The sequence below is a fragment of the Amycolatopsis nalaikhensis genome, from assembly GCF_030264295.1.
Classification (GTDB): Bacteria; Actinomycetota; Actinomycetes; order Mycobacteriales; family Pseudonocardiaceae; genus Amycolatopsis; species Amycolatopsis nalaikhensis.
Genome location: NZ_CP127173.1, coordinates 1713814 through 1734794, shown reverse-complemented (window position 1 = coordinate 1734794; position 20981 = coordinate 1713814). Strand labels below are relative to the sequence as shown.

20 protein-coding genes and 1 pseudogene are annotated in these 20981 nt (G+C 69.1%); 12 read left to right on the top strand and 9 right to left on the bottom strand.

The features are described 5' to 3' along the window. Nucleotides 1-119: 119 nt before the first annotated feature. Nucleotides 120-1379: a SatS C-terminal domain-containing protein gene (locus QP939_RS08265; RefSeq protein WP_285456004.1), complete on the bottom strand. Its 1260-nt coding sequence runs from the start codon at nt 1377-1379 to the stop codon at nt 120-122. A gap of 147 nt (nt 1380-1526) precedes the next feature. Between QP939_RS08265 and QP939_RS08260 the strand changes: the two genes are divergently transcribed. From QP939_RS08260 to QP939_RS08250, 3 genes are read left to right on the top strand one after another with little or no spacing between them, the layout of a single operon-like run. Further along, nucleotides 1527-4046: a DEAD/DEAH box helicase gene (locus QP939_RS08260; protein WP_285456003.1), complete on the top strand. Its 2520-nt coding sequence runs from the start codon at nt 1527-1529 to the stop codon at nt 4044-4046. A gap of 21 nt (nt 4047-4067) precedes the next feature. Next, nucleotides 4068-5129 carry a C45 family autoproteolytic acyltransferase/hydrolase gene (locus tag QP939_RS08255; protein ID WP_285456002.1) on the top strand — a complete coding sequence of 354 codons (1062 nt, stop codon included), beginning with the start codon at nt 4068-4070 and terminating at the stop codon, nt 5127-5129. A gap of 56 nt (nt 5130-5185) precedes the next feature. Then, nucleotides 5186-5323 carry a hypothetical protein gene (locus QP939_RS08250; RefSeq protein WP_285460052.1) on the top strand — a complete coding sequence of 46 codons (138 nt, stop codon included), beginning with the start codon at nt 5186-5188 and terminating at the stop codon, nt 5321-5323. A gap of 82 nt (nt 5324-5405) precedes the next feature. Here QP939_RS08250 and QP939_RS08245 read toward each other — a convergent pair whose 3' ends face one another. Next, complete coding sequence (locus tag QP939_RS08245) at nt 5406-5987, bottom strand: NADPH-dependent F420 reductase (protein ID WP_285456001.1); 582 nt, start codon at nt 5985-5987, stop codon at nt 5406-5408. A gap of 68 nt (nt 5988-6055) precedes the next feature. Here QP939_RS08245 and QP939_RS08240 point away from each other — a divergent pair, with 68 nt between their 5' ends. Then, nucleotides 6056-6382: a winged helix-turn-helix transcriptional regulator gene (locus tag QP939_RS08240; RefSeq protein ID WP_285456000.1), complete on the top strand. Its 327-nt coding sequence runs from the start codon at nt 6056-6058 to the stop codon at nt 6380-6382. On the opposite strand, the gene QP939_RS08235 is transcribed toward QP939_RS08240, so the two are convergent. Then, nucleotides 6270-6923 (bottom strand): hypothetical protein, encoded by a 654-nt coding sequence (locus tag QP939_RS08235; protein ID WP_434219639.1) that lies wholly within the window; start codon nt 6921-6923, stop codon nt 6270-6272. The genes QP939_RS08240 and QP939_RS08235 overlap by 113 nt on opposite strands. A 165-nt stretch (nt 6924-7088) precedes the next feature. Then, complete coding sequence (locus QP939_RS08230) at nt 7089-8075, bottom strand: sugar-binding transcriptional regulator (RefSeq protein WP_285455997.1); 987 nt, start codon at nt 8073-8075, stop codon at nt 7089-7091. Nucleotides 8076-8203: 128 nt separating this feature from the next. Between QP939_RS08230 and QP939_RS08225 the strand changes: the two genes are divergently transcribed. From QP939_RS08225 to QP939_RS08200, 6 genes are all read left to right on the top strand, one after another. Next, nucleotides 8204-9208 (top strand): zinc-dependent alcohol dehydrogenase family protein, encoded by a 1005-nt coding sequence (locus tag QP939_RS08225; RefSeq protein WP_285455995.1) that lies wholly within the window; start codon nt 8204-8206, stop codon nt 9206-9208. Further along, complete coding sequence (locus QP939_RS08220; RefSeq protein ID WP_285455994.1) at nt 9201-10535, top strand: ABC transporter substrate-binding protein; 1335 nt, start codon at nt 9201-9203, stop codon at nt 10533-10535. The genes QP939_RS08225 and QP939_RS08220 overlap by 8 nt, the downstream gene beginning before the upstream one ends. After that, nucleotides 10535-11467, top strand: coding sequence for a carbohydrate ABC transporter permease (locus QP939_RS08215; RefSeq protein WP_285455993.1), 933 nt, complete (start codon nt 10535-10537; stop codon nt 11465-11467). The genes QP939_RS08220 and QP939_RS08215 overlap by 1 nt, the downstream gene beginning before the upstream one ends. Further along, nucleotides 11464-12297, top strand: a complete 834-nt coding sequence (locus QP939_RS08210; protein WP_285455992.1) for a carbohydrate ABC transporter permease — start codon at nt 11464-11466, stop codon at nt 12295-12297. Before QP939_RS08215 ends, QP939_RS08210 begins: the two co-directional genes overlap by 4 nt. Nucleotides 12298-12299: 2 nt before the next feature. Next, nucleotides 12300-13373: an ABC transporter ATP-binding protein gene (locus QP939_RS08205; protein ID WP_285455991.1), complete on the top strand. Its 1074-nt coding sequence runs from the start codon at nt 12300-12302 to the stop codon at nt 13371-13373. A 191-nt stretch (nt 13374-13564) separates the two neighbouring features. After that, on the top strand, nt 13565-14839 hold the full coding sequence (locus QP939_RS08200; RefSeq protein ID WP_285459667.1) for an IS701 family transposase: 1275 nt from the start codon (nt 13565-13567) through the stop codon (nt 14837-14839). Between the two features lie 13 nt (nt 14840-14852). Here the strand turns inward: QP939_RS08200 and QP939_RS08195 are convergent, their stop codons facing one another. The 4 genes and pseudogenes from QP939_RS08195 to QP939_RS08180 all read right to left on the bottom strand — a co-directional run bounded on the left by QP939_RS08195 (nt 14853) and on the right by QP939_RS08180 (nt 18661). Further along, the gene (locus QP939_RS08195; protein WP_285455990.1) at nt 14853-15479 is read right to left on the bottom strand and encodes a hypothetical protein; all 627 of its coding nucleotides are present in this window, start codon (nt 15477-15479) and stop codon (nt 14853-14855) included. A 509-nt stretch (nt 15480-15988) separates the two neighbouring features. Then, nucleotides 15989-16183, bottom strand: coding sequence for a ferredoxin (locus QP939_RS08190; RefSeq protein ID WP_285455988.1), 195 nt, complete (start codon nt 16181-16183; stop codon nt 15989-15991). Between the two features lie 40 nt (nt 16184-16223). Beyond that, nucleotides 16224-17426, bottom strand: coding sequence for a cytochrome P450 (locus tag QP939_RS08185; protein ID WP_285455986.1), 1203 nt, complete (start codon nt 17424-17426; stop codon nt 16224-16226). A 10-nt stretch (nt 17427-17436) separates the two neighbouring features. Then, nucleotides 17437-18661 (bottom strand): annotated as a pseudogene (locus tag QP939_RS08180) (cytochrome P450). A 180-nt stretch (nt 18662-18841) separates the two neighbouring features. Between QP939_RS08180 and QP939_RS08175 the strand changes: the two are divergent. Further along, entirely contained in the window at nt 18842-19480 is a 639-nt protein-coding gene (locus tag QP939_RS08175; protein ID WP_285455984.1) for a TetR/AcrR family transcriptional regulator, read from the top strand. Nucleotides 19481-19618: 138 nt separating this feature from the next. Continuing rightward, entirely contained in the window at nt 19619-20407 is a 789-nt protein-coding gene (locus QP939_RS08170) for a GH12 family glycosyl hydrolase domain-containing protein (protein WP_285455983.1), read from the top strand. Here QP939_RS08170 and QP939_RS08165 read toward each other — a convergent pair. Continuing rightward, nucleotides 20404-20970: a hypothetical protein gene (locus QP939_RS08165; protein WP_285455982.1), complete on the bottom strand. Its 567-nt coding sequence runs from the start codon at nt 20968-20970 to the stop codon at nt 20404-20406. The genes QP939_RS08170 and QP939_RS08165 overlap by 4 nt on opposite strands. Nucleotides 20971-20981: the final 11 nt, after the last annotated feature.

Below are 20981 nucleotides of genomic sequence, written 5' to 3'. Positions count from 1 at the left end.
GGACCTGAATGACTCATTCAAGACGCTCGCGCCGGCGGGCTACGGCAGCCGGACCGACCCGCACACGACGAAGGCCGCCTCCCCAACCCGCGGGGAGGCGGCCTTTGTGAGCCGAAAGATCAAGCCACCGTCAGGCGGTTCTCGAACGTCTCCACAAGCTTCCGCCAAGCGCTCTGCTCAGCGTCGAACGGCGCCGACGGCTCGAGGCGCGTCGGGTCCGGGCGCAGCACGAACGACACCAGCCAGCCCAGGCTTTCGTTGCCCGCCAGCGCCGTCTCGGCGGAGTCGTCGCCCGCCCACTCCGCCGCGTCCGTGATCAGCTCGACCGCCAGCTCCAGCTGCGTCGGGTCGATCGCCTCCGGGCCCTCCGCGATGTCCGCGTCCAGGCCCGTCAGCACGTACGTGTTCTCGGGGTCGACCTCGATCTCGAGCTCGCCCGCCGTCGCCTTCGCGAGGACCTCGTCCCACGTGGACACGTCCGCGAGGTCCGTGTCGGCCAGGTCCTTGCCGTCCGCCAGGGCGCGCGCCAGTGCCTTCTCCGACGTGAACACGTCGATCTCGCCCTCGCTGCCGAGGAACACCGGTGCGTCGTCGAGGTAGCAGCGCAGCGTGTAGTACTCCGCGCCGGACGTGATGATCTTGATCGGGTCGATGCCGACCTCGGCCCAGAAGCCGATCGGGCCCTCTTCTTCGTCGGAGTCGTCCTCGTCGTCGTCCGAGGAGATCGCCTCGAGGTCCTCTTCGCCCTCGGCGCCGGCCTCGGCCTCCGCGGACTCCTCGTGGAACGCCGCCAGCTCCTCGGCCGTCTGCTCCAGCACCTTCTCGTCGACGTCCGGCACCGTCACCAGGCCGTCGATCGCGTCCAGGACGCTGTCCCACTTCTGCGACACCGTCTCGGACAGGTCGTTCCACACCTGGACGCCGACGCTCCCGGTGAACGGGAGGGTGCCCTGGTCCAGCAGCGAGAAGCCCTCGGTCGAGTCGAGGATCTCGTGGACCTCTTCGAGGTCGCAGACGTCGGCGAGCGACCGCACGATGCCGACGATCTCGGCCAGCTCCGCGATGTGCCAGACGTCCGGCTCCTCGGCGACGAGCTCCGGGACGCCGACGAGGTCGTACGTGTGGTCCTCGTCCGGGATCAGCTCGGGCACGTTCAGCGACGGCACCGCGTCCCACGCCGGGTGGTCGAGCAGGTCGTGCCGCTCGGACGTGCGGACGAAAGCGGCCAGGTGAGCGGCGTCGGGGAAGGCGTACAGGTCGTCCTCGTCGCCGAGGAACGCTTCCCACTCCTCGCCGTCTTCCCGCCAGCGCGGGGCCCACAGGGTGACGACGTCGCCCTGCGGCAGCCCGAGTTCGATCGGGATGATGTCCTGTGCCATTCCTAAGCCCTCCGGAGTACCGCCCGTGTGCGCGCGACACCGTATCTCCCGGTCGAAGCGCGGTAACGCGAAGCCTACGGGTTTACCACGCGCGATGCGATCGCCCCTGCCGACTTTGCGACGAGCGGATGGCACGATGGACGTCTGATGACTCTTACAGACCTCCTGCCTGCGGATCCCGACCCCGACGCCCTGTTCGAAGCGTTCACGACCTGGACGGCCGACCGGGGCATCGAGCTGTACCCGGCGCAGGAGGAGGCGGTGATGGAGGTCGTCTCCGGATCGAACGTCATCCTCTCCACGCCGACGGGCTCCGGGAAGAGCCTCGTCGCCGTCGGCGCGCACTTCACCGCGCTGGCCCAGGGCCGCCGCAGCTACTACACCGCGCCCATCAAAGCCCTGGTCTCGGAGAAGTTCTTCCAGCTCATCGAGATCTTCGGCGCCGACAACGTCGGGATGATGACCGGTGACTCCAGCGTCAACCCGGACGCCCCGATCATCTGCTGCACGGCCGAAATCCTGGCGAACATCGCGTTGCGGTTCGGTGCCGACGCCCCGGTCGGGCAGGTCGTGGCCGACGAGTTCCACTTCTACTCCGAGCCCGACCGCGGCTGGGCGTGGCAGGTGCCGCTGCTGGAGCTGCCGAAGGCCCAGTTCGTCCTGATGTCGGCGACCCTGGGCGACGTGTCCTTCTTCGAGAAGGACCTCACCCGCCGCACCGGCAAGCCGACCGCCGTCGTCACGTCGGCGCAGCGCCCGGTGCCGCTGACCTTCCGGTACGCGCTCACGCCGCTGCACGAGACCATGTCCGAGCTGCTCAACGGCGGTCAGGCGCCCGTCTACGTCGTGCACTTCTCGCAGGCCGCGGCCATCGAGCGCGCGCAGACGCTGATGAGCATCAACGTCACGACGAAGGCCGAGAAGGAGGCCATCGCCGAGCTGATCGGCGACTTCCGGTTCTCCGCGGGCTTCGGCAAGACGCTCTCGCGGCTGGTGCGCCACGGCATCGGCGTCCACCACGCCGGGATGCTGCCGAAGTACCGCCGATTGGTCGAGACCTTGGCGCAGTCCGGGCTGCTCAAGGTGATCTGCGGGACCGACACCCTCGGCGTCGGCATCAACGTGCCGATCCGGACGGTCGTGTTCTCCGCGCTGACCAAGTACGACGGCGTCCGCCAGCGCCACCTCAAGGCGCGCGAGTTCCACCAGATCGCCGGCCGCGCCGGGCGAGCGGGCTACGACACCGACGGCTACGTGGTCGTGCAGGCGCCCGACCACGTCGTCGAGAACGCGAAGGCGCTGGAGAAGGCGGGCGACGACCCGAAGAAGAAAAAGAAGATCGTCCGGAAGAAGGCGCCCGAGGGCTTCGTCAACTGGACCGAGAGCACGTTCGAGCGGCTCATCGCGGCCGACCCCGAGCCGCTCACGTCCAGCTTCAAGGTGACGCACTCGATGCTGCTGAACGTGATCTCGCGGCCGGGCAACGCGTTCGACTCGATGCGGCACCTCCTCGAGGACAACCACGAGGACCGCGCGTCGCAGCGCAAGCTCATCCTGCGCGCCATCGCGATCTACCGCGCGCTGCTCGCCGCCGGGGTCGTCGAACGACTGTCCGAACCGGACGAGCAGGGCCGGATCATCCGGCTCACCGTCGACCTGCAGTTCGACTTCGCGCTCAACCAGCCGCTATCGCCGTTCGCGCTGGCCGCGGTCGAACTGCTGGACATGGAGTCGCCGTCGTACCCGCTCGACGTCGTGTCCGTGGTTGAATCCACTGTGGACGACCCGCGGCCGGTGCTGTCGCAGCAGCAGTTCAAGGCGCGCGGCGAGGCCGTGAACGCGATGAAGGCCGAGGGCATCGAGTACGACGAGCGGATGGAGCTGCTCGAGAACGTCACCTACCCGAAGCCGCTCGAAGAGCTGCTGCAGGCGGCGTTCCACAGCTACCGGCAGGGCCACCCGTGGGTCGCCGACTACGAGCTGTCGCCGAAGTCGGTCGTGCGCGACATGTACGAGCGCGCGATGAACTTCGTCGAGTACATCGGGTTCTACCAGCTCGCACGGTCGGAAGGGCTGGTGCTGCGCTACCTCGCGGACACCTACGACGCGCTGCGCCACACCGTGCCGGACGAGGCGAAGACCGAGGCGCTGCAGGACCTCATCGAGTGGCTCGGCGAGCTCGTCCGGCAGGTCGACTCGAGTCTGCTGGACGAGTGGGAGGCGCTGCGCCACCCGACCGAGGAAGGGCCGGTGTCGCACCGGCCGCCGGAGCTGCCGCCCGCGGTCACCCGCAACGAGCGCGCGTTCCGCGTCCTGGTGCGCAACGAGCTGTTCCGCCGGGTCGAGCTGTTCGCGCGGCGGGCGTGGTCGGTGCTCGGCGAGCTGGACGCGGCGTCCGGCTGGGACGCGGAGGCGTGGGAAGACGCGATCGAGGACTACTTCGAGGAGTACGACGCGCTCGGCACCGGCCCGGACGCGCGCGGCCCGGCGTTGCTGCTGATCGACCAGCAGCCGGACGTGTGGAAGGTGCGGCAGATCTTCGACGACCCGGCGGGCGACCACGACTGGGGCATCAGCGCGGAAGTCGACCTGGCCGAGTCCGACGAGGCCGGGGCCGCGGTGGTCCGGGTGACCGACGTCGGCCCGCTCACCGTTGCGGATTCCTGACCGGTCGGTCATCGTGACCCCATGGTGGCGACACTGGGGGAGCACCGCGTCGGCGACGTGCGCTGGACGATCGTCCGCGGTCCACGGGAAGCCGCTTTCCGGGAGCTGGGCGCGTACGCCGCCGAAGACATCCGGACCGTTGTGGACGGACTCCCGTCGTGGCCGGTCACGGCCCGGGCACGCCGGTCACCGGTGCTGTTCCGGGCGATCCAGTCGGCGTCCCAGGTCGAGCACCCGGACGCGTACGCCGAGCTGACGGCGCTGGCGGCGGGCGCGGGCGTGCCGTTCGACGACCTGCTGCTGGCCAACCTGCGCGGTGACTTGGGCACGGGCGACGGAACGGGCTGCACGGACCTGGCGCACGGCTCCCTGCTCGGCCACAACGAGGACGGCGCCCCGCTGTTCGACGGCATCGGAAGGCTGCTGACGCTGCTGATCGACGGCGAGCCCGGGGTGTGCGTCTGGTGGTACCCGGGGTTCGTGCCCGCCAACACGTTCACGGTGACGACGCACGGCCTGGTCTGGGGGATCGACAGCGTGAGCGTGGTGGCGCCGTCGCCGTGCGCCGGCCGGCACTTCCTGGCGCGCACGGCGCAGCGGGCGACGTCGGTCGCGGAAGCGGTTTCCGTGCTGCGGTCGCACGCGTCGGCGGGTGGGTTCGCGTACACGATGGGCCAGGTCGGCGTCCCGGGGGCGACGGTGGTCGAGAAGGCGGGGCACCAGACCGCGGTGACCACTGTGGGCAGTGGGTTTTCCTGGCACACCAACCACTTCCGACGGTTGTCGCCCTCTTTGGATTCGGCGTCGGAGGAGAGCTTGGCCCGCGCCGAGGTGTGCGCGCACTTGGCGCCGTCGAACCCGGACGCGCAGTGGCTGGTCTCGGCGTTGACCCTCGACGTTCGCCAGGACGCTGCCGGTGGTGATCCGCTGATGACGTTGAGCACGTTGGTGACGGATCTGGCCGACGGGACGGTGACGCTGGTCCCGCGCGGCGGCTCCCCGCTGCGAGCCCGGGCGGCCGATCTGGCTCTGGGCGACGTCGACGCAGTCACTGCGCTCAACGGCGCAATCTCCGTGGAGTAGCGGGAGGCGCGGGTTACCGTGGAGGGCTCCGGAGCCTGGGAGGGACCATGGGGAACGTGAAGCGCGTGCTGGCCGGAATCTTCGTCGCGGCCGCGGTGGTCGTGGGCATCGCACCGGCGGCATCGGCCGCATCGATGGTCGAGTACGCGCTCCTGGCGAGCCCGAACGCGACAGCCATCGAATACGGCCTCTGACCGCCTAGGCTGAAGGGGACTTTGCTGGCATCTGATGCGAGGAAAGTCCCCTTCAGCGCGTCTGGTGACCTGAAGGTCCCCTTCAGCCCGCCGGGGCCAGGATCGCCTGGGCGTCTTCGCCCGCGAACCACAGCCCGATGACGAACGCCGCCGTCGCCTCCAGCAGGGCCGCGCGGTTCAGGCCACCCGCCAGCACCGGCTTCGCCCCGACGTCCCGGACCAGCGTGCTCACCGCTTCCAGCGCCGCCGGGTCGTCGCCGCACAACGGGACCGACAGCGGGCGGCCCTCCCACGCCGGGGGCCGCAACTGCCAGACGTCCGTCGGAGCCAGGTTGAACGCCTTGACCACCTGGGCCTCCGTGGCGATCCGCGACGCCACCGGCGTGCCGGTCAGCTCCGGGTCGTTCGTGCAGTCCACCAGTACCTTCCCCGCCAGCGGGCCCGCCTGCGCGAGGACCTCGGCGATCGCCCCGGCCGGGACAGCCAGGAGCAGCACGTCCGCGAAGGCCGCCGTCTCGTGCCAGGTTCCGGTTGTCGCGCCCAGCCGCTCGGCCAGCGGGCCCGGGCCCGACCGGCCGCTCACCTTCAGCTCGTGACCCGCGCGCGCCCAGTGCGTGCCCAGCGCGTCCGCCATTCCGCCCGTGCCGAAAATCCCGATCCGCATGCTTCCTCCGGTGTGCTTGGCTGTACCAGCACGACGTTAGGAACCCGGGAAGGAACCGAACGGTAACCATGGACTTCCTCGCCGACTGCCGGACGCGGCTCGCGTTCGACCTGGTCGCCAACACGTGGAACCCGGTCGTCGTGTGGGCCTTGCGCGACGGCCCGCGTCGCCACGTCGACCTGCGGCGCGCGATCGGCGGGATCAGCGCCAAGGTGCTCACGGAAACCCTGCGGCGCCTGGAGTTCGACGGCCTCGTCGAGCGCCGCGAAGGCGCGTACGCGCTTACGACGCTGGGCTCGAGTTTGCTGGAACCGATCGAGGGCTTCGGGCGCTGGGCCGCTGAGCACGGCGACGACGTCCTCGCCGCTCAAACCCGAGCAGCACGATCAGCGTGACCAGCGACAACGCGGGCAACGGGTAGCCGAGCGCCAGACCGGCGGCGACGTCCACGACGGGTGCGCCGATCCCGGCGATGAACACCCACGTCGGCGCGGTCGGCGGCTTCGCGGCCGGGGACCACGGCGTCTTCCGCCACGGCTTCGCGATCGAAAGCCACGCCTGGAACGCCAACGCGCTCGCCATCAGCGACGCGCCCGCGATCTGCAGCCCGGCGACCGTCTGGGTGTCCGCGGCCCGGTGCAGCGCGGGGGAGAGCAGGAAGATCCCGGCGTAGAGCTGGACCAGCGTCAAGGCGAACTTCGTGAGCACCCACCAGTGCCGGAAGTAACCCCACGCCGTCGCGCCCGCGAGCAGCAAGCCGGTGAACGCGGAGACGTTCGCCATCGGGGCCAGCAGGACGGAGTCGAGGCGCTCGGCCATGGTCGGCGCGCCCGACGCCATGAGCACGACCAGCGCGAGGGCCTGGCTCATCCAAGCGACGGACGAAACGACGTGCAGCCAGACGACGGCCTGGCGCCAGCGAGGAGAGGTTTTCACGCCTTCAAGGCTCGTCGAGCAGCCGCGGCGGCACATCGGGCGCGACCCGGGTTTCGCCCCCGAGCCAGAGGGGCCGCACCTACACCCGCCGACGTACGAAACCGGCGGTCGCGTACTCCCCGGGTTGTCGTGAGTGTTTAGGGCGGTTAGAACCGCCCTAAACACTCACGACCGGTGAGGTGGGTTCTTCGCAGCCAGGGCCAGTAGGGGGACCGCCGCCGCCGCGTCCGTGATCAGCGTCGACACCATGCCCGAGCGCAGCACCGCGTCCACCGCCGCCGCCTTCGGACGGCTGTAGCCCAGGGCGATCACCTCCGGCACCGCCATCAGCTCCTCGTGACTGATCGCCAGCACATGGTGGGCCAACCCCGTCGACAAAGCGTTGCCGGACGCGTCGAACAACCGAGCCGCGACCTCCGCCGTCGCCCCGCGCGCCGCGATCGCCGCGCGCTCCGCCTCGTCCAGCGCGTCGTACACCGTCGACTCGCCCGGCTGCCACGCCCCGATGCTGACCACCGCCTTCGTCAGGTTGCGGAACTGGCCGAACGTCTCCGCGATGCCCGGCTGGCGCCGCAACGTCTCCGTCGTCCGCCGGTCCGGCAGCACCAGCGGCCCGAAGATCGGGTACGCGTCGCCACCCGACACCGACGTCACGCGGCTGACCGTCTCCACCGAGCGGCCGCGCATGTCCATCCCCGCCTGGACCCCGCACAGCTGGACGATCGGGCACCGCGGCAGCGCCCGGATCGCCTCCGTCATCGCGTTCACCGACCGCGCCCACGACAGCCCGATCACGTCCGACGGCGTCGCGATCTCCTCCAGCAGCCGGGCCGCCAGCGAGCCGATCTTGGCCCGCACGACCTCCTTCGGTTCGCGCTCGGTTGAGCGTTCGAGCACCAGCGCGCGCTTCAACCCGTACGCCGTGCGCACCTCGTCCGACAGCGCCAGGTCCACCGGCGCCGGCAGCGAGAACTCCACCCTGACCAGGCCGGACTCCATGGCCGTGTCGAGCATCCGCGCCACCTTGAACCGGCTGACGCCGAACTCGTCGGCGATCTCCAGCTTGGACCGTCCCTGCACGTAGAAGCGCCGGGCGACGGTGGCGAGCAGCAAAGCCTCCGAGAGCGAAGGCGGCTTCTTGGTCGCGCTCATATGAGCATAATAGCGCGAAATCCAGCCGAAAGGTTGACGTAACACCGACGTCAGACCTGTAATGCCTTCACATGTTCTCGACGCCATAGGTCACCGCTGCTCATATGAGCGCGAGAAAGGGGCAAGGCATGCGTGCCGCCATCGTCGACCGGCCCGGTGAGATCAGGGTCGGCGAGGTGCCCGATCCGAAACCCGGGGAACGCCAGGTCGTCGTCAAGGTCGGAGCGTGCGGGATCTGCGGCACCGACCTGCACATCGCGGACGGGCACTTCCCGCCCACCCCGTACCCCATCGTCCCCGGGCACGAGTTCGCCGGGGAGATCGTCGAGCTCGGCGCGGACGTGCCGGGCGAGTGGAAGGTCGGCGACCGCGTCGCCGTCGACCCGTCCCTGTTCTGCGGCTACTGCGGCCCGTGCCGCGCCGGCCACGGCAACCTCTGCGCGAACTGGGGCGCCACCGGCGACACCGTCAACGGCGCCTTCGCCGAGTACGTCGCCGTCCCGTCGTCCACCTGCTACCGCATGCCGGATTCGATGACCTGGGAGCAGGGTGCGCTGGTCGAGCCCGTTTCCTGCGCCGTGCACGGGGTGCGCCGCGTCGGCGTCGAAGCCGGAGAGCGCTTCCTCGTCGTCGGCGCCGGGACCATGGGCCTGATCATGCAGCAGCTGCTGCAGCGCTCCGGCGCGCAGGTCACGGTCGTGGATCGCAACGAAGCCCGGCTGCCGCGAGCAAAGAGCCTCGGCGCCGTCGCCACCGCGAAGGACGTCAGCGACCTGAACGGCGAGAAGTTCGACGTCGCCGTCGACGCCACCGGCGCTGCCCCGGCCATCGAAGCGGCCTTCGACTCGATCCGCCGCGGCGGACGCCTGCTCGTCTTCGGCGTCGCCCCGGCGGAAGCCCGGGTCGCGCTCTCGCCGTTCCGCATCTACAACGACGAGATCACCATCGTCGGCTCGATGGCCGTGCTGCACAGCTTCGGCGCCGCGCTCGACCTCGTCGCAAGCGGTGCGATCGACACGGATTCGCTGCTCACGGACACGCTGCCGCTCGAGCAGTACCCCGAGGCGCTGGCCAAGATGCGCAGCGGCTCGGGCCTCAAGGTGCAAGTACTCCCGGGAGGCGGCCGTGCGTAAGCTCCTCACCCTCTTCGCCGCGACGTCGCTGCTGGTCACCGGCTGCGCGGGCGCGGGATCGATCGGCCAGGGGAACAGCACGCTCGTCATCGCGATCGTGTCCAACCCGCAGATGAAGGACGCGATCTCCCTCGCGCCGGAGTTCGAGAAGGCCACCGGCATCAACCTGAAGTTCGTTTCCCTGCCGGAAAACCAGGCCCGCGCGAAGATCACGGCGTCGACCGCCACCGAGGGCGGCGAGTTCGACGTCGTCATGATCAGCAACTACGAAGCCCCGCAGTGGGCCGCCAACGGCTGGCTCGAGAACCTCGAACCGCACATGGCGTCGACCCCGGGCTACGACGAAGGCGACTTCATCCCCAGCATCAAGCAGTCACTGTCCTATCAGGACCAGATGTACGCGGTGCCGTTCTACGGCGAGTCGTCGTTCCTGGCCTACCGCAAGGACCTCTTCGACAAGGCCGGGCTCACCATGCCCGCCAAGCCGACGTGGCAGCAGATCGCCGACTTCGCCGCGAAGCTCGACGACAAGGCCGCGGGGGTCAGCGGGATCTGCCTGCGCGGCAAGCCCGGCTGGGGCGAGAGCCTCGCGCCGTTCACCACCGTGGCCAACACCTTCGGCGCCCAGTGGTTCGACAAGGACTGGAACGCCAAGCTGACGTCGCCGGAGTTCAAGGAAGCCGCGAACTTCTACGTCAACCTGATCCGCGAGCACGGCGAGGTCGGCGCCTCCAGCGCCGGGTTCTCCGAGTGCGGCACGCGCTACACCCAGGGCCAGGCCGCGATGTGGTACGACGCGACGGTCATGGCGGGCACCAACGAGGACCCCTCCAGCAGCAAGATCGTCGGCAAGTCCGGGTACGCGCCGGCGCCGGTCGTCAAGACCCAGGCCAGCGGCTGGCTCTACACCTGGGCGCTCGGCATCCCGAAGGTCGCCAAGGACAAGGACGCGGCCTGGAAGTTCATGGCCTGGATGACCGACAAGGCGTACGTGCAGAAGGTCGGCCAGACCTACGGCTGGAACCGCGTCCCGCCGGGCGTGCGACAGTCCACTTACGACATCCCCGAGTACACCAAGGCCGCCGCGGCCTACGCGAAGCCCACTTTGGACGGCATCGCGGACGCGAACCAGCAGAAGACGATGGCGAACCCGGTGCCCTACCCCGGCATCCAGTTCGTCGGCATCCCCGAGTTCCAGGACCTGGGCACCCGGGTGAGCCAGCAGCTGTCGGCGGCGATCGCCGGCCGCGAGTCCGTCGACGACGCCCTGAAGCAGTCCCAGGACTACGCCCAGACGGTGGGCGATTCCTACAAGGCGGTGCAGTGATGTCCACGCTCTCCGTATCCACCCCCACCTCCCAGACGCAGGCGAAGACCGAGGAGAAACGCGGCCTCAGCACCGCGGCGAAGCGGCGGCTGCCGCTGCTGCCCGCGCTGATCTTCGTCATCGCGGTGACGCAGCTGCCGTTCCTGCTCACCGTGTTCTACTCGTTCCAGTCGTGGAACCTGGTCCGGCCGGGTTCGCGGCACTTCGTCGGCCTCGACAACTACATCGACGTCTTCAGCGACACGACGTTCCTCATCGCGCTGCTCAACACGGTCGTGCTGACGGTGGTGTGCGTGCTCGTCGCGCTGCTGCTCGGCCTCGGCCTGGCGATCCTGCTCGACCGGAAGTTCTTCGGCCGCGGCGTCGTCCGGACGCTGCTGATCACGCCGTTCCTGATCCTCCCGGCGGCGGGTGCGCTGCTGTGGAAGACGACGATGTTCGACCCGACGTACGGGCTGCTGCACTTCGTCTTCGGCACCGACGTCGACTGGCTTTCGGAGTTCCCGCTGGCCGCGGTGATGGCGCAGATCGTGTGGCAGTGGACGCCGTTCATGATGCTGCTGATTCTGGCCGGGCTGCAGAGCCAGTCCAAAGAGGTCCTGGAAGCGGCCTCTGTGGACGGTGCCAGCCGCTGGCGGACGTTCGTCTCCATCACGCTGCCGCACCTGTCCCGGTTCCTGCAGCTGGCGACGCTGCTGGGCGCGATCTACATCGTGAACAGCTTCGACGCGATCTTCCTGATGACCCAGGGCGGGCCGGGCACGGCCAGCACGAACCTGCCGTACTACATCTACCAGCGCGCGTTCGAGGGCTTCGACGTCGGCCAGTCGTCGGCGATGGGCGTGATCGTGGTGATCCTGACGATGATCGTCGCGACCTTCGCGCTGCGCCTGATGTTCCGCACCTTCTCCGTGAGCGGAGGCGTGAAATGACCACGGTTTCGGTTCGCAAGCGGCAGTACGGCAAGGGGTCCCTGACCCTGGCGACCTGGGTGATCGCGATCCTGTTCGTCTTCCCCCTGCTGTGGATGATCCTCACGGCGTTCAAGCAGGAGGCCGACGCCTACACCGACCCGCCGAAGCTGCTGTTCACGCCGACGTTCGACCAGATCGGCAACGTCCTGAGCGGCGGGTTCCTGCCGTACCTGTCCAACTCGGCGTTCGTCACGATCATTTCGACGCTCCTGGTGCTGCTCTTCGGCGTCCCGGCGGCGTACGCGCTGTCGCTGGCGCCGGTGAAGGGCACGTCGAACGCGCTCGGGTTCTTCCTCTCGACGAAGATGCTGCCGATCGTCGCGGCGATCATCCCGCTGTACGTGATCTCGCAGAACACCGAGCTGCTGGACACGGTGTGGGCGCTGGTCATCCTGTACACGTCGATGAACCTGCCGCTGGCGATCTGGATGATGCGGTCGTTCTTCCTCGAGGTGCCGCACGAGATGATCGAGGCGGGCCGGATCGACGGCGCGAACCTGCCGACGCTGCTGCGCAAGATCATCATGCCGGTGGTCGCGCCCGGGATCGCGGCGACCGCGCTGATCTGCGTCATCTTCTCCTGGACCGAGTTTTTCTACGCGGTCAACCTGACGGCGGCGCGGGCCGGCACGGTGCCGGTGTTCCTCGTCGGGTTCATCACCAGTGAGGGCCTGTACTGGGCCCAGCTTTCCGCCGCCGCGCTGCTGGCCTCGCTGCCGGTGATGATCGTCGGCTGGATCGCGCAGAACCACCTCGTCCGGGGGCTGTCGATGGGAGCGGTGAAGTAGCCATGGCCGGAGTCGTTTACGAGCAGGCGTCGCGGATCTACCCGGGCGCGCAGTCGGTTCGCGCCGTCGACAAGTTCGACCTGGCGGTGCCGGACGGCGAGTTCCTGGTGCTGGTCGGGCCGTCGGGGTCGGGCAAGTCGACGGCGCTGCGGATGCTCGCGGGGCTGGAGGACATCGACGAGGGCGTCATCCGGATCGGCGACCGCGACGTCACGCACCTGCCGCCGAAGGACCGGGACATCGCGATGGTGTTCCAGTCGTACGCGCTCTACCCGCACATGACGGTGGCCGAGAACATGGGCTTCGCGTTGAAGCTGCGGGGCATGTCGTCGTCGGACATCTCGGCTCGGGTGGGCGAGGCGGCGGCGATGCTGGACCTGACCCGGTTCCTGGACCGCAAGCCGAAGGCGTTGTCGGGCGGGCAGCGGCAGCGCGTCGCGATGGGGCGGGCGATCGTGCGCGAGCCGAGCGTGTTCCTGATGGACGAGCCACTGTCCAATCTGGACGCGAAGCTGCGGGTGGAGACGCGCGCGAACATCGCGCAGCTGCAGCGGCGCCTCGGGACGACGACGATCTACGTCACGCACGACCAGGTCGAGGCGATGACGATGGGCGACCGGGTGGCGGTGCTGCGGGATGGCGTGCTGCAGCAGTGCGCGTCGCCGCGGGAGCTGTACGAGAACCCGACGAACTCGTTCGTGGCGGGCTTCATCGGGTCTCCGGCGATGAACCTGGCGACGCTGCCGTTGACGGAGGGCGGTGTCCAGCTGGGCGACGTCGTGCTGCCGCTGCCGCGTTCGGTGCTGTCGGCCGCGGGAGACCTGCGCGAGGTGGTCTTCGGGGTGCGCCCGGAGTCGCTGCAGCTGGTCTCCGAAGGCGGGTTCGAGCTGGTGGTGGAGTTGGTGGAGGAGCTGGGCGCGGACGCGTACCTGCACGGAAAGGTGGGCGACGACCGGTTCGTGGTCCGAGTCGACGGCCGTACGCCGCCGCGAATGGGCGACAACGTCCGAGTGGCGTTGCGAGGCGAAGGGGAGACGCACGCGTTCCACCCGGAAACGACCCTGCGCCTCGCGTAGATGGCCGGCTTGTCGTGAGTGTTTAGGGCGGTTCTAATACTCCAGCTGTAGTTCGTGATCTTGCTGGAGGGGGCCGGTGAGATGGGTGCGGCCACCACGTGATCATGGTGTTTGTGAAGACAACTCAAGATCATGTGGTGGCCGCGGCTGCCAGCGTAGACCCTGCGGGGTGGCAGTCGCTGCTGGGTGAGATGTTCGTGCGGGTGGGGCACCGGTTCGCGCGGGTGGAGTCGCGTCGCCGCGCGGGGCGGTTCGTGCAGGGGCTGCTGGCCGGGCTGGTTCGGGTGAACTGCTGGACCATCGCCGAGGCTGTCGGGGACACGACCCCGCATGGGATGCAGAACCTGCTCTCGCGCGCGAGCTGGGACGTGGACGGGGTTCGTGACGACCTGCGCGAGGTCGTGGTCGAGCAGCTGGGTGATCAGGATGCGATGCTGGTCATCGACGAGACCGGCGACCTGAAGAAGGGCACCGAGTCGGTCGGAGTCCAGCGGCAGTACACGGGCACGGCGGGCCGGATCGAGAACTCGCAGATGTCGGTGTTCCTGACGTATTCCACCCCGGCCGGGCATACGTTCATCGACCGTGAGCTCTACCTGCCTGAAAGCTGGGCCGAGGACCCCCGGCGCCGGGACCGGGCCGGAGTGCCCGCCGGGACCCGGTTCACCACGAAATCCCGGCTCGCGTTGGCCATGATCACCCGGGCGCTGGACGCGGGCGTGCGGGTGGGGTGGGTGACCGGGGACGAGGCTTACGGCAAAGACGCTGCCGGCCTGCGTGATCCGCTCGAACAACGCGGACAGGCCTATGTGCTGGCCGTGGCCTGCGACCATCGCATTCCCGGGCCCGGCAGGCAGAGCGTGCGAGCTGATGAGCGGGCGGCCGCGCTGCCGAAACGGGCCTGGCAGAAGCTCTCCGCCGGAGCGGGCGCGAAAGGCCGGCGCTACTACCTGTGGGCCCGCATCCGGCTGCACCCCGCGGGCACCACCGGTTATCACTGGATCCTGATGCGCCGCAACCGGCGCACCGGGGAGACTGCGTTCTACCGCTGTTACAGCCCCCGCCGCGTCTCGCTGGCCAAGCTCGCCCGCGTTGCCGGGCGTCGCTGGACGATCGAGGAAACCTTCCAGACCGGCAAAGAACTCACCGGCCTGGACGAGCACCAGGTCCGCACCTGGACCTCCTGGTATCGCTGGACCACGCTGGTCATGCTGGCCCACGCCTTCCTCGCCATCGCCGCCGCCCATGCCCGCCACACAAAACCGCATGAGGGCCTGATCCCGTTGACACGCAACGAGATCAGGCACCTCTACGCCCAGCTCATCCTCAAGCCAGCCCGCCGCGTCGCCGACATCCTGGCCTGGTCCACCTGGCGCCGACGACACCAACATCACGCCCGGCAAAGCCACTACCAGCGACGACACGAAAACCCAGCACCCGATCACGAACTACAGCTGGAGTACTAACCGCCCTAAACACTCACGACGTGCACCGCTTGCAGGTGGGTTCGCGGTGCCCGGTCGGGTCCCAGCCTTCGCGGAGCAGCACTTGGCGGACTTCGTCGGCGACCGCGCACGGTGCGGTGTGCACGTCGGTCCAGCCGTAGACGAGCCGGGCCCGGCCGGCGATTTCGGCAGCGTTGTCCCGGCGACGGTCCCGGAAGGCGACGTCCGCCATGGCGTGGGTGGCGCGGCCGTCGAGCCGGACGGTGACCGCGGCGCCGTGGCTGTCGTAGGTCACGTCTTCCCAGAGGGTCTTCCCGTCCACGGCGACGGGTGTCTGCCGATCACCTCGGGGCAGCCCGTGCCCATCCTCGACCAGCTCGAGGTATTCGACTTCGAGGGCGGACATCAAGCCGTTGCGCACCAAGCCGAGTCCCTTGCGGATGGCGGCCCGGTAGCGGTAGGGCGGGCGGTGCGTGACACAGTGCTCGACCGATTCCAGCGAGATCGAACTTCGGCTGACGAGGTCGACGACGAGAAGCGTCGCCTTCCGGGCCGTCTCTTGTGATACGGCCAGGTCGAGGATCGTGTCCGGGCCGCGGGTCCGGGGCGGCGTCGCCTCCAGCGTCGTGTGCACCAGGGCGCGTGAGCGGTGAACGAGCACCAGCGGGAGCTGCGAAACGGCCGGCTCGTGTAGGGCACGGTGATCTCCACCGGCCGGTCGGCGATCGGGATGAGGCCCGATTCCTCCGCGGCCGAGTGATGGCTCAAGACGGCGTCCTTCCCGCCGTAGAGCAGGGCCGCCACCAAGCGCGCGGGCCGGGGCAGCGGACCGGTGAACGTCGCGTAGACACCGGGCAGCACGCGTTGCCACCGCCCGGCTTCCACGTTGGCCGCCAGATCCGCCTTGCTGTGGCCGTAGGCGCGGAGCTGTCCGCGACTGAGAACGCCGTGTTGCCGGTCGAGGACGACTTGCCAGCTCGGTCTGGCCGGGTCCGGCAACTCGTCGGGGGACCACCGTCGATGAAGTGGCATACCTCGACCATGGTCGACTCCGGTGGCCCGCGGGAGCCGCCCGGCAAATCTGTGGACAACCGGAACCGTTGTGGATAACTCGGTCGTGAGTGTTTAGGGCGGTTAGAACCGCCCTAAACACTCACGACAACCACGCGGTCAGTCCTCCAGGGAGAGGGCCTGGCTGGGGCACACGTGGACCGCTTCGCGGGCCTTCTCCACCAGGTCGCCGTCCGGCTCCGCGTTCAGCACGATCACCGTGCCGTCCTCTTCGCTCTGGTCGAACAGCGCGGGCTCGGTGAGCACGCACTGACCGGCGCCGACGCACTTGCCGGTGTCCGCGATGATCTTCATCGTTCTTCCTTCTGGCTGTGGTGGGATGGCTCTTCGATCTCTACCAGGTCACCGGGAGCCGGTACAGGCCGTAGATGTTCGCGTCGTCCTTGAACGGCAGGTCGTCGACCGGTGCCGCCAGGGACAGGGACGGCACGCGCCGGAACAGCGTGTCGAACACGATCTGCAGCTCCATCCGGGCCAGGTTCTGGCCCAGGCACTGGTGCGGGCCGAACCCGAACGCGACGTGGTGGCGCGCGCCGCGCTCGATGTCGAGGGCGTCCGGGTCGTCGAACGCCCGCGGGTCGCGGTTGGCCGAGTACCCCAGCGCCAGGACGCCTTCGCCGGCGCGGATCAGCTGCCCGCCGACCTCGATGTCCTCGACGCACAGCCGCGCCGTCGCCGCGTCCACGATCGTGAAGTAGCGCAGCATCTCCTCGACGGCGTCGAGCGTGCGGCCCGGGTCCGCCTTGATCAGCGCGAGCTGGTCCGGGTTGGTCAGGAACGCCACCGTCGACAGCGAAATCATGTTCGCCGTCGTCTCGTGGCCGGCCACCAGCAGCAGGAACCCGAGCGACGCCAGCGCGGGCCGCCGGTAGGTGCCCTCCTCGCGCAGCTTGACGACCTGCCTGCCCAGCAGGTCGTCCGGCGGGTTCTGCTCCTTCTCCGCGATCAGGTCGCTCAGGTAGCCGCGCACCGTCTGGAACGCCGCCCGGCGCTCCTCCGGCGTCGTCGAGCGCTTGATCAGCTTCGCCGTGTGCGTCTGGAAGAAGTCGTGGTCGGCGTACGGGACGCCGAGCATCTCGCAGATCACCAGCGACGGCACCGGCAGCGACAGCGTCTCCACCAGGTCACCCGGCTTCGGCCCGGCCAGCAGCGCGTCGATCTGCCCGTCGACGATCTCCTGGATCCGCGGCCGCAGCGCCTCCATCCGGCGCACCGTGAACTCGCCGAGCACGGCCTTGCGAGCCGGCCCGTGCTCGGGCGCGTCCATGGTGAGCATCGTGCGCTCGTCGTCGCGCCGGAACGCCGCGCCGCCCTTGACCAGCTGCGGGAAGTCCGGGTGCTGGCGGTCCGCGCTGAACCGGCGGTCGTTCAGGACCGTTCGGACGTCCTCGTGCCTGCTGACCACCCAGGCCGAGCCGCCGTCGGGCAGCCGCACCCGCGAGACCGGCTGCTCCTCGCGGATCTCCTCGTACGCCGGCGGCGGCGCGAACGGGCACGTGCGGGTCATCGGGAACTCGTGCTTTTCGACGGTCGTCATGGCGTCCCCCTCACCAGGTCACGGGCAGGCAGTACAGGCCGAAGATCGACGAGTCGTGCTTGAACGGCAGCTGGTCGACGGGCGCGGCCAGCTTCAGCTCCGGGATGCGGCGGAAGAGCGTGTCGAAGACGATCTGCAGCTCCATCCGGGCCAGGTTCTGGCCGAGGCACTGGTGCGGGCCGAACCCGAAGGCGACGTGGTGGCGCGCGCCGCGCTCGAGGTCGAGCTTGTCGGCGTCCTCGAACGCCGCCTCGTCGCGGTTGCCGGAATAGCTCAGCCCGAGCACGCCCTCGCCCGCGCGGATCAGCTGCCCGCCGATCTCGACGTCCTCGGTGGCGACGCGCGAGGTCGCGAACTCCGCGATCGTGAAGTACCGCAGCAGCTCCTCGACGGCGTCGAGCGTCTTGCCCGGGTCGTTCTTGATGAGCTTCCAGCTGGTCCGGGTTCTCCAGCAGCGCGACGGTGCCGAGCGAGATCATGTTCGCCGTCGTCTCGTGCCCGGCGATGAGCAGCAGGAACGCCAGCGAGACGAGCGAGTCGTGGTCGACGTCGCCGTGCTCCTCGCGCTGCTTGACGATCTGGCGGCCGAGCAGGTCGTCGGTCGGGTCGGCCTCCTTGGTGGTGACGAGCCGGTCGAGGTACTCCTGCAGCTCGTCGACGGCCTGCATGCGGGTCTGCTGGTCGACCTCCCGGTTGAGCAGCGTCGAGCTGCGCGCCTGGAAGAAGTCGTGGTCCTGGTAAGGCACGCCGAGCAGTTCGCAGATGACCAGCGACGGCACCGGCAGGCTCAGCGCGCTGACCAGGTCGGCGGGCTTCGGGCCGGCCAGGATCGCGTCGATGTGCTCGTCGACGATCTGCTGGATCCGCGGCTGCAGGGCCTTCATGCGCTTGACGGTGAATTCGCCGACGACCTCGCGCCGCGCCGGACCGTGCTCCGGCGGGTCCATGTTGATCAGCGACGCGGTGAAGTTGCTCCGCCGCTGCGGCCGCCCCGACTTCAGGAGCACCGGGAACCCGGGGTTGAACCGGTCGGAGCTGAACCGCGGGTCGGTGAGCATCTGCCGGACGTCCTCGAGCCGGGTGATCGCCCACGCCTCCTGCCCGGACTGCAGCCGGACGCGCTGGACCGGGCCCGCTTCGCGCAACTCCTCGTAGGCCGGCGGCGGGGAGAACGGGCAGCTGCGTACGAGCGGGAACACCTCGCTCCGCGTGGCGGATTCGGCGACTTCGGTCATTTCGGGCCCCCTAAATCGGACGGAAAGTATGTGGAGGATTACATTCCGGTTCTATGGCCCAAGGTACCGATGTGGAAGGACTTCGTCCACTAGCTAACGGGTGACGGCTTGCGGATGCGGTGTGTGGCCGTCTGACCATGCGAGAATCACCCCGCGCGATTAAGCGGAAGGCGAACAGGCATGACGGCAGACCCCGAGACCACCCTGCGGGCGGACGCGCGGCGCAACCGCGACCAGATCCTGGCCGCCGCGAAGACCATCTTCGCCACTTCGGGGCCCGAGGTGCCGATGGAGGAGATCGCCCGCGCGGCCGGCGTCGGCGTCGGCACGCTGTACCGGCGGTTCCCCGACCGAGACGCGCTGGTCCGCGCGGTCGCGATGGACAACTTCGAGCGCGTCCTGATCGACGCCAAGGAGATCGCCGCGGAGGAGACGTCGTCGTGGCGCGCGCTGGAGCGCCTGCTGCGGCAGTCGGTGGAACTGCAGCTGAGCGTCCAGCTGGCGATGGTGTCGCAGCGCGCGCTGGTGATCCTGAAGAGCGACCCCGAGGTCCGCCGGCTGCGCGACGAGATCCTGGCGGTCCTCGACGACTTCGTCGCGGGCGCCAAGGCCGAGGGCAAGCTGCGCGAGGACGTCGGGGCGGGGGACATCGCGATCCTGTTCGCGACGCTGCTGCGGCAGATGCGCGCGAAGTCGGCGGACGTGGCCGAGATGGCGGCCCGCCGGTGCGTCGGGATCATGATCGACGGGCTGAGCGCGCGCCCGGGAACCGAGCTGCCCGGGCGGCCGATCACTTCCCGTGACCTCGACCCGGACTGAATTCCCCGTTTTTCGTGTTAGGGTTCCGCCTCGTTCTGCCGAAATGGTGCTGCGGGCGGGAAAATGCGACGAAGATCGGGTTTGTTGGTCATTTCCTTTCTTTTGCTCGCCGGGTGCGGCGACGGTGGTGGTGGCGCGGTGGCCGCGCCCCCGGCGTCCTCGCCGACGCCGGTCGCCTCGGTCGCCCCGCCGACGTCGGTGGCCGCGCCGTCCACGGCGTCAGCTACGCCTCGGCCTGCGGTTTCTTCGCCGCCGACGCCGGTGTCGACGCCGGTGCGCAGCTGCCGCAGCCCCGAGTTCACGACGAGTGAGCCGGACGGCGGCTGGGAGACCGGCGGCTACTACGTCCACAACAACATGTGGAACGAGGACGAAGCGGGCCCGGAAACACTGCGTGCGTGCTCCCACGACAATTGGTACGTCGATTCGACCCAGCCGTCGACGACGTCGGTGAAAACCTACCCGAATGTGCACAAGGACATCAACAGCCTGGACGGGAAACCGTTCGACGGCTATTCGGCGATCACCTCGACGTTCGCGGGCCGCGGTCCGGGGGTGGGCATCTACGACGTGGCGTACGACGTGTGGCTCAACGGAGTCGGCGACGGCGACGGCGTCACCGAGGTGATGGTGTGGACGGAGAACCTGAAGCAGGTCCCGTCGGGCGACAAGCTGACGACGTACACGGCGGGCGGCTTCACGTACGACGTCTGGACGAACGACGAGGGGTACGTGGCGTTCGTGTCCCGCACGACGCAGTACTCGGGGAGCGTGGACCTGAAGGCGATGATCGCGTGGGCGATCGGCAAGGGCCTGATCCCGCCGAACCCGACGGTCAACCAGATCGGCTACGGCATCGAGTTCTGCTCGACCGGCGGCGGGCAGGCGCGGTTCACCCTGACGGACTTCTCGGTGACGATGAACTAGCTGTAGCGGTGGATGGTCTCGCGGGAGGGCCGGAGCAGGGGCCACCCGATGGCGACGTCGACGACGCCGAGCGCGAAGGCGACCAGCGGCATGAGCAGGTAGACGGCGATCCCGAAGGTGATCTTGATGTAGCCGTGGGGGTTGTCCGGCCCGGGGTCCGACCAGGTCAGCGGGGTCGCGTAGAAGAGGTAGAAGAGCGGGAGCCCGACGATCGACGCGGCCCCGCCGCAGAGCGGCCCGACCGAGACGGAGGCGGGGCGGAGCCGCAGGATGTGCCCGGACCCGCCCGGGTGGTGCCCGACTTCCACCCAGGTGGGCGCGAACAGCAGCGCGACACCGGACATGAGCAGGAGAACGGCGCTGAACATGGCGACCATGACGGAGATGCCGTTGGTGGTGCTGTGCTGAGTGGGCAGGCTGTACCCCATGACGGGAACGGCGACGCACGTCGCGAGAGCGACGGCGGTGGTCACGGCGCCGAGCAGGGGGAGTGTGCGCTTCAGCTTGGCGACCATCCGGGGCGGGATCCAGACGTAGGCCCGCGAGTCCATCGGGGTGTACACGGCCTCAGCGT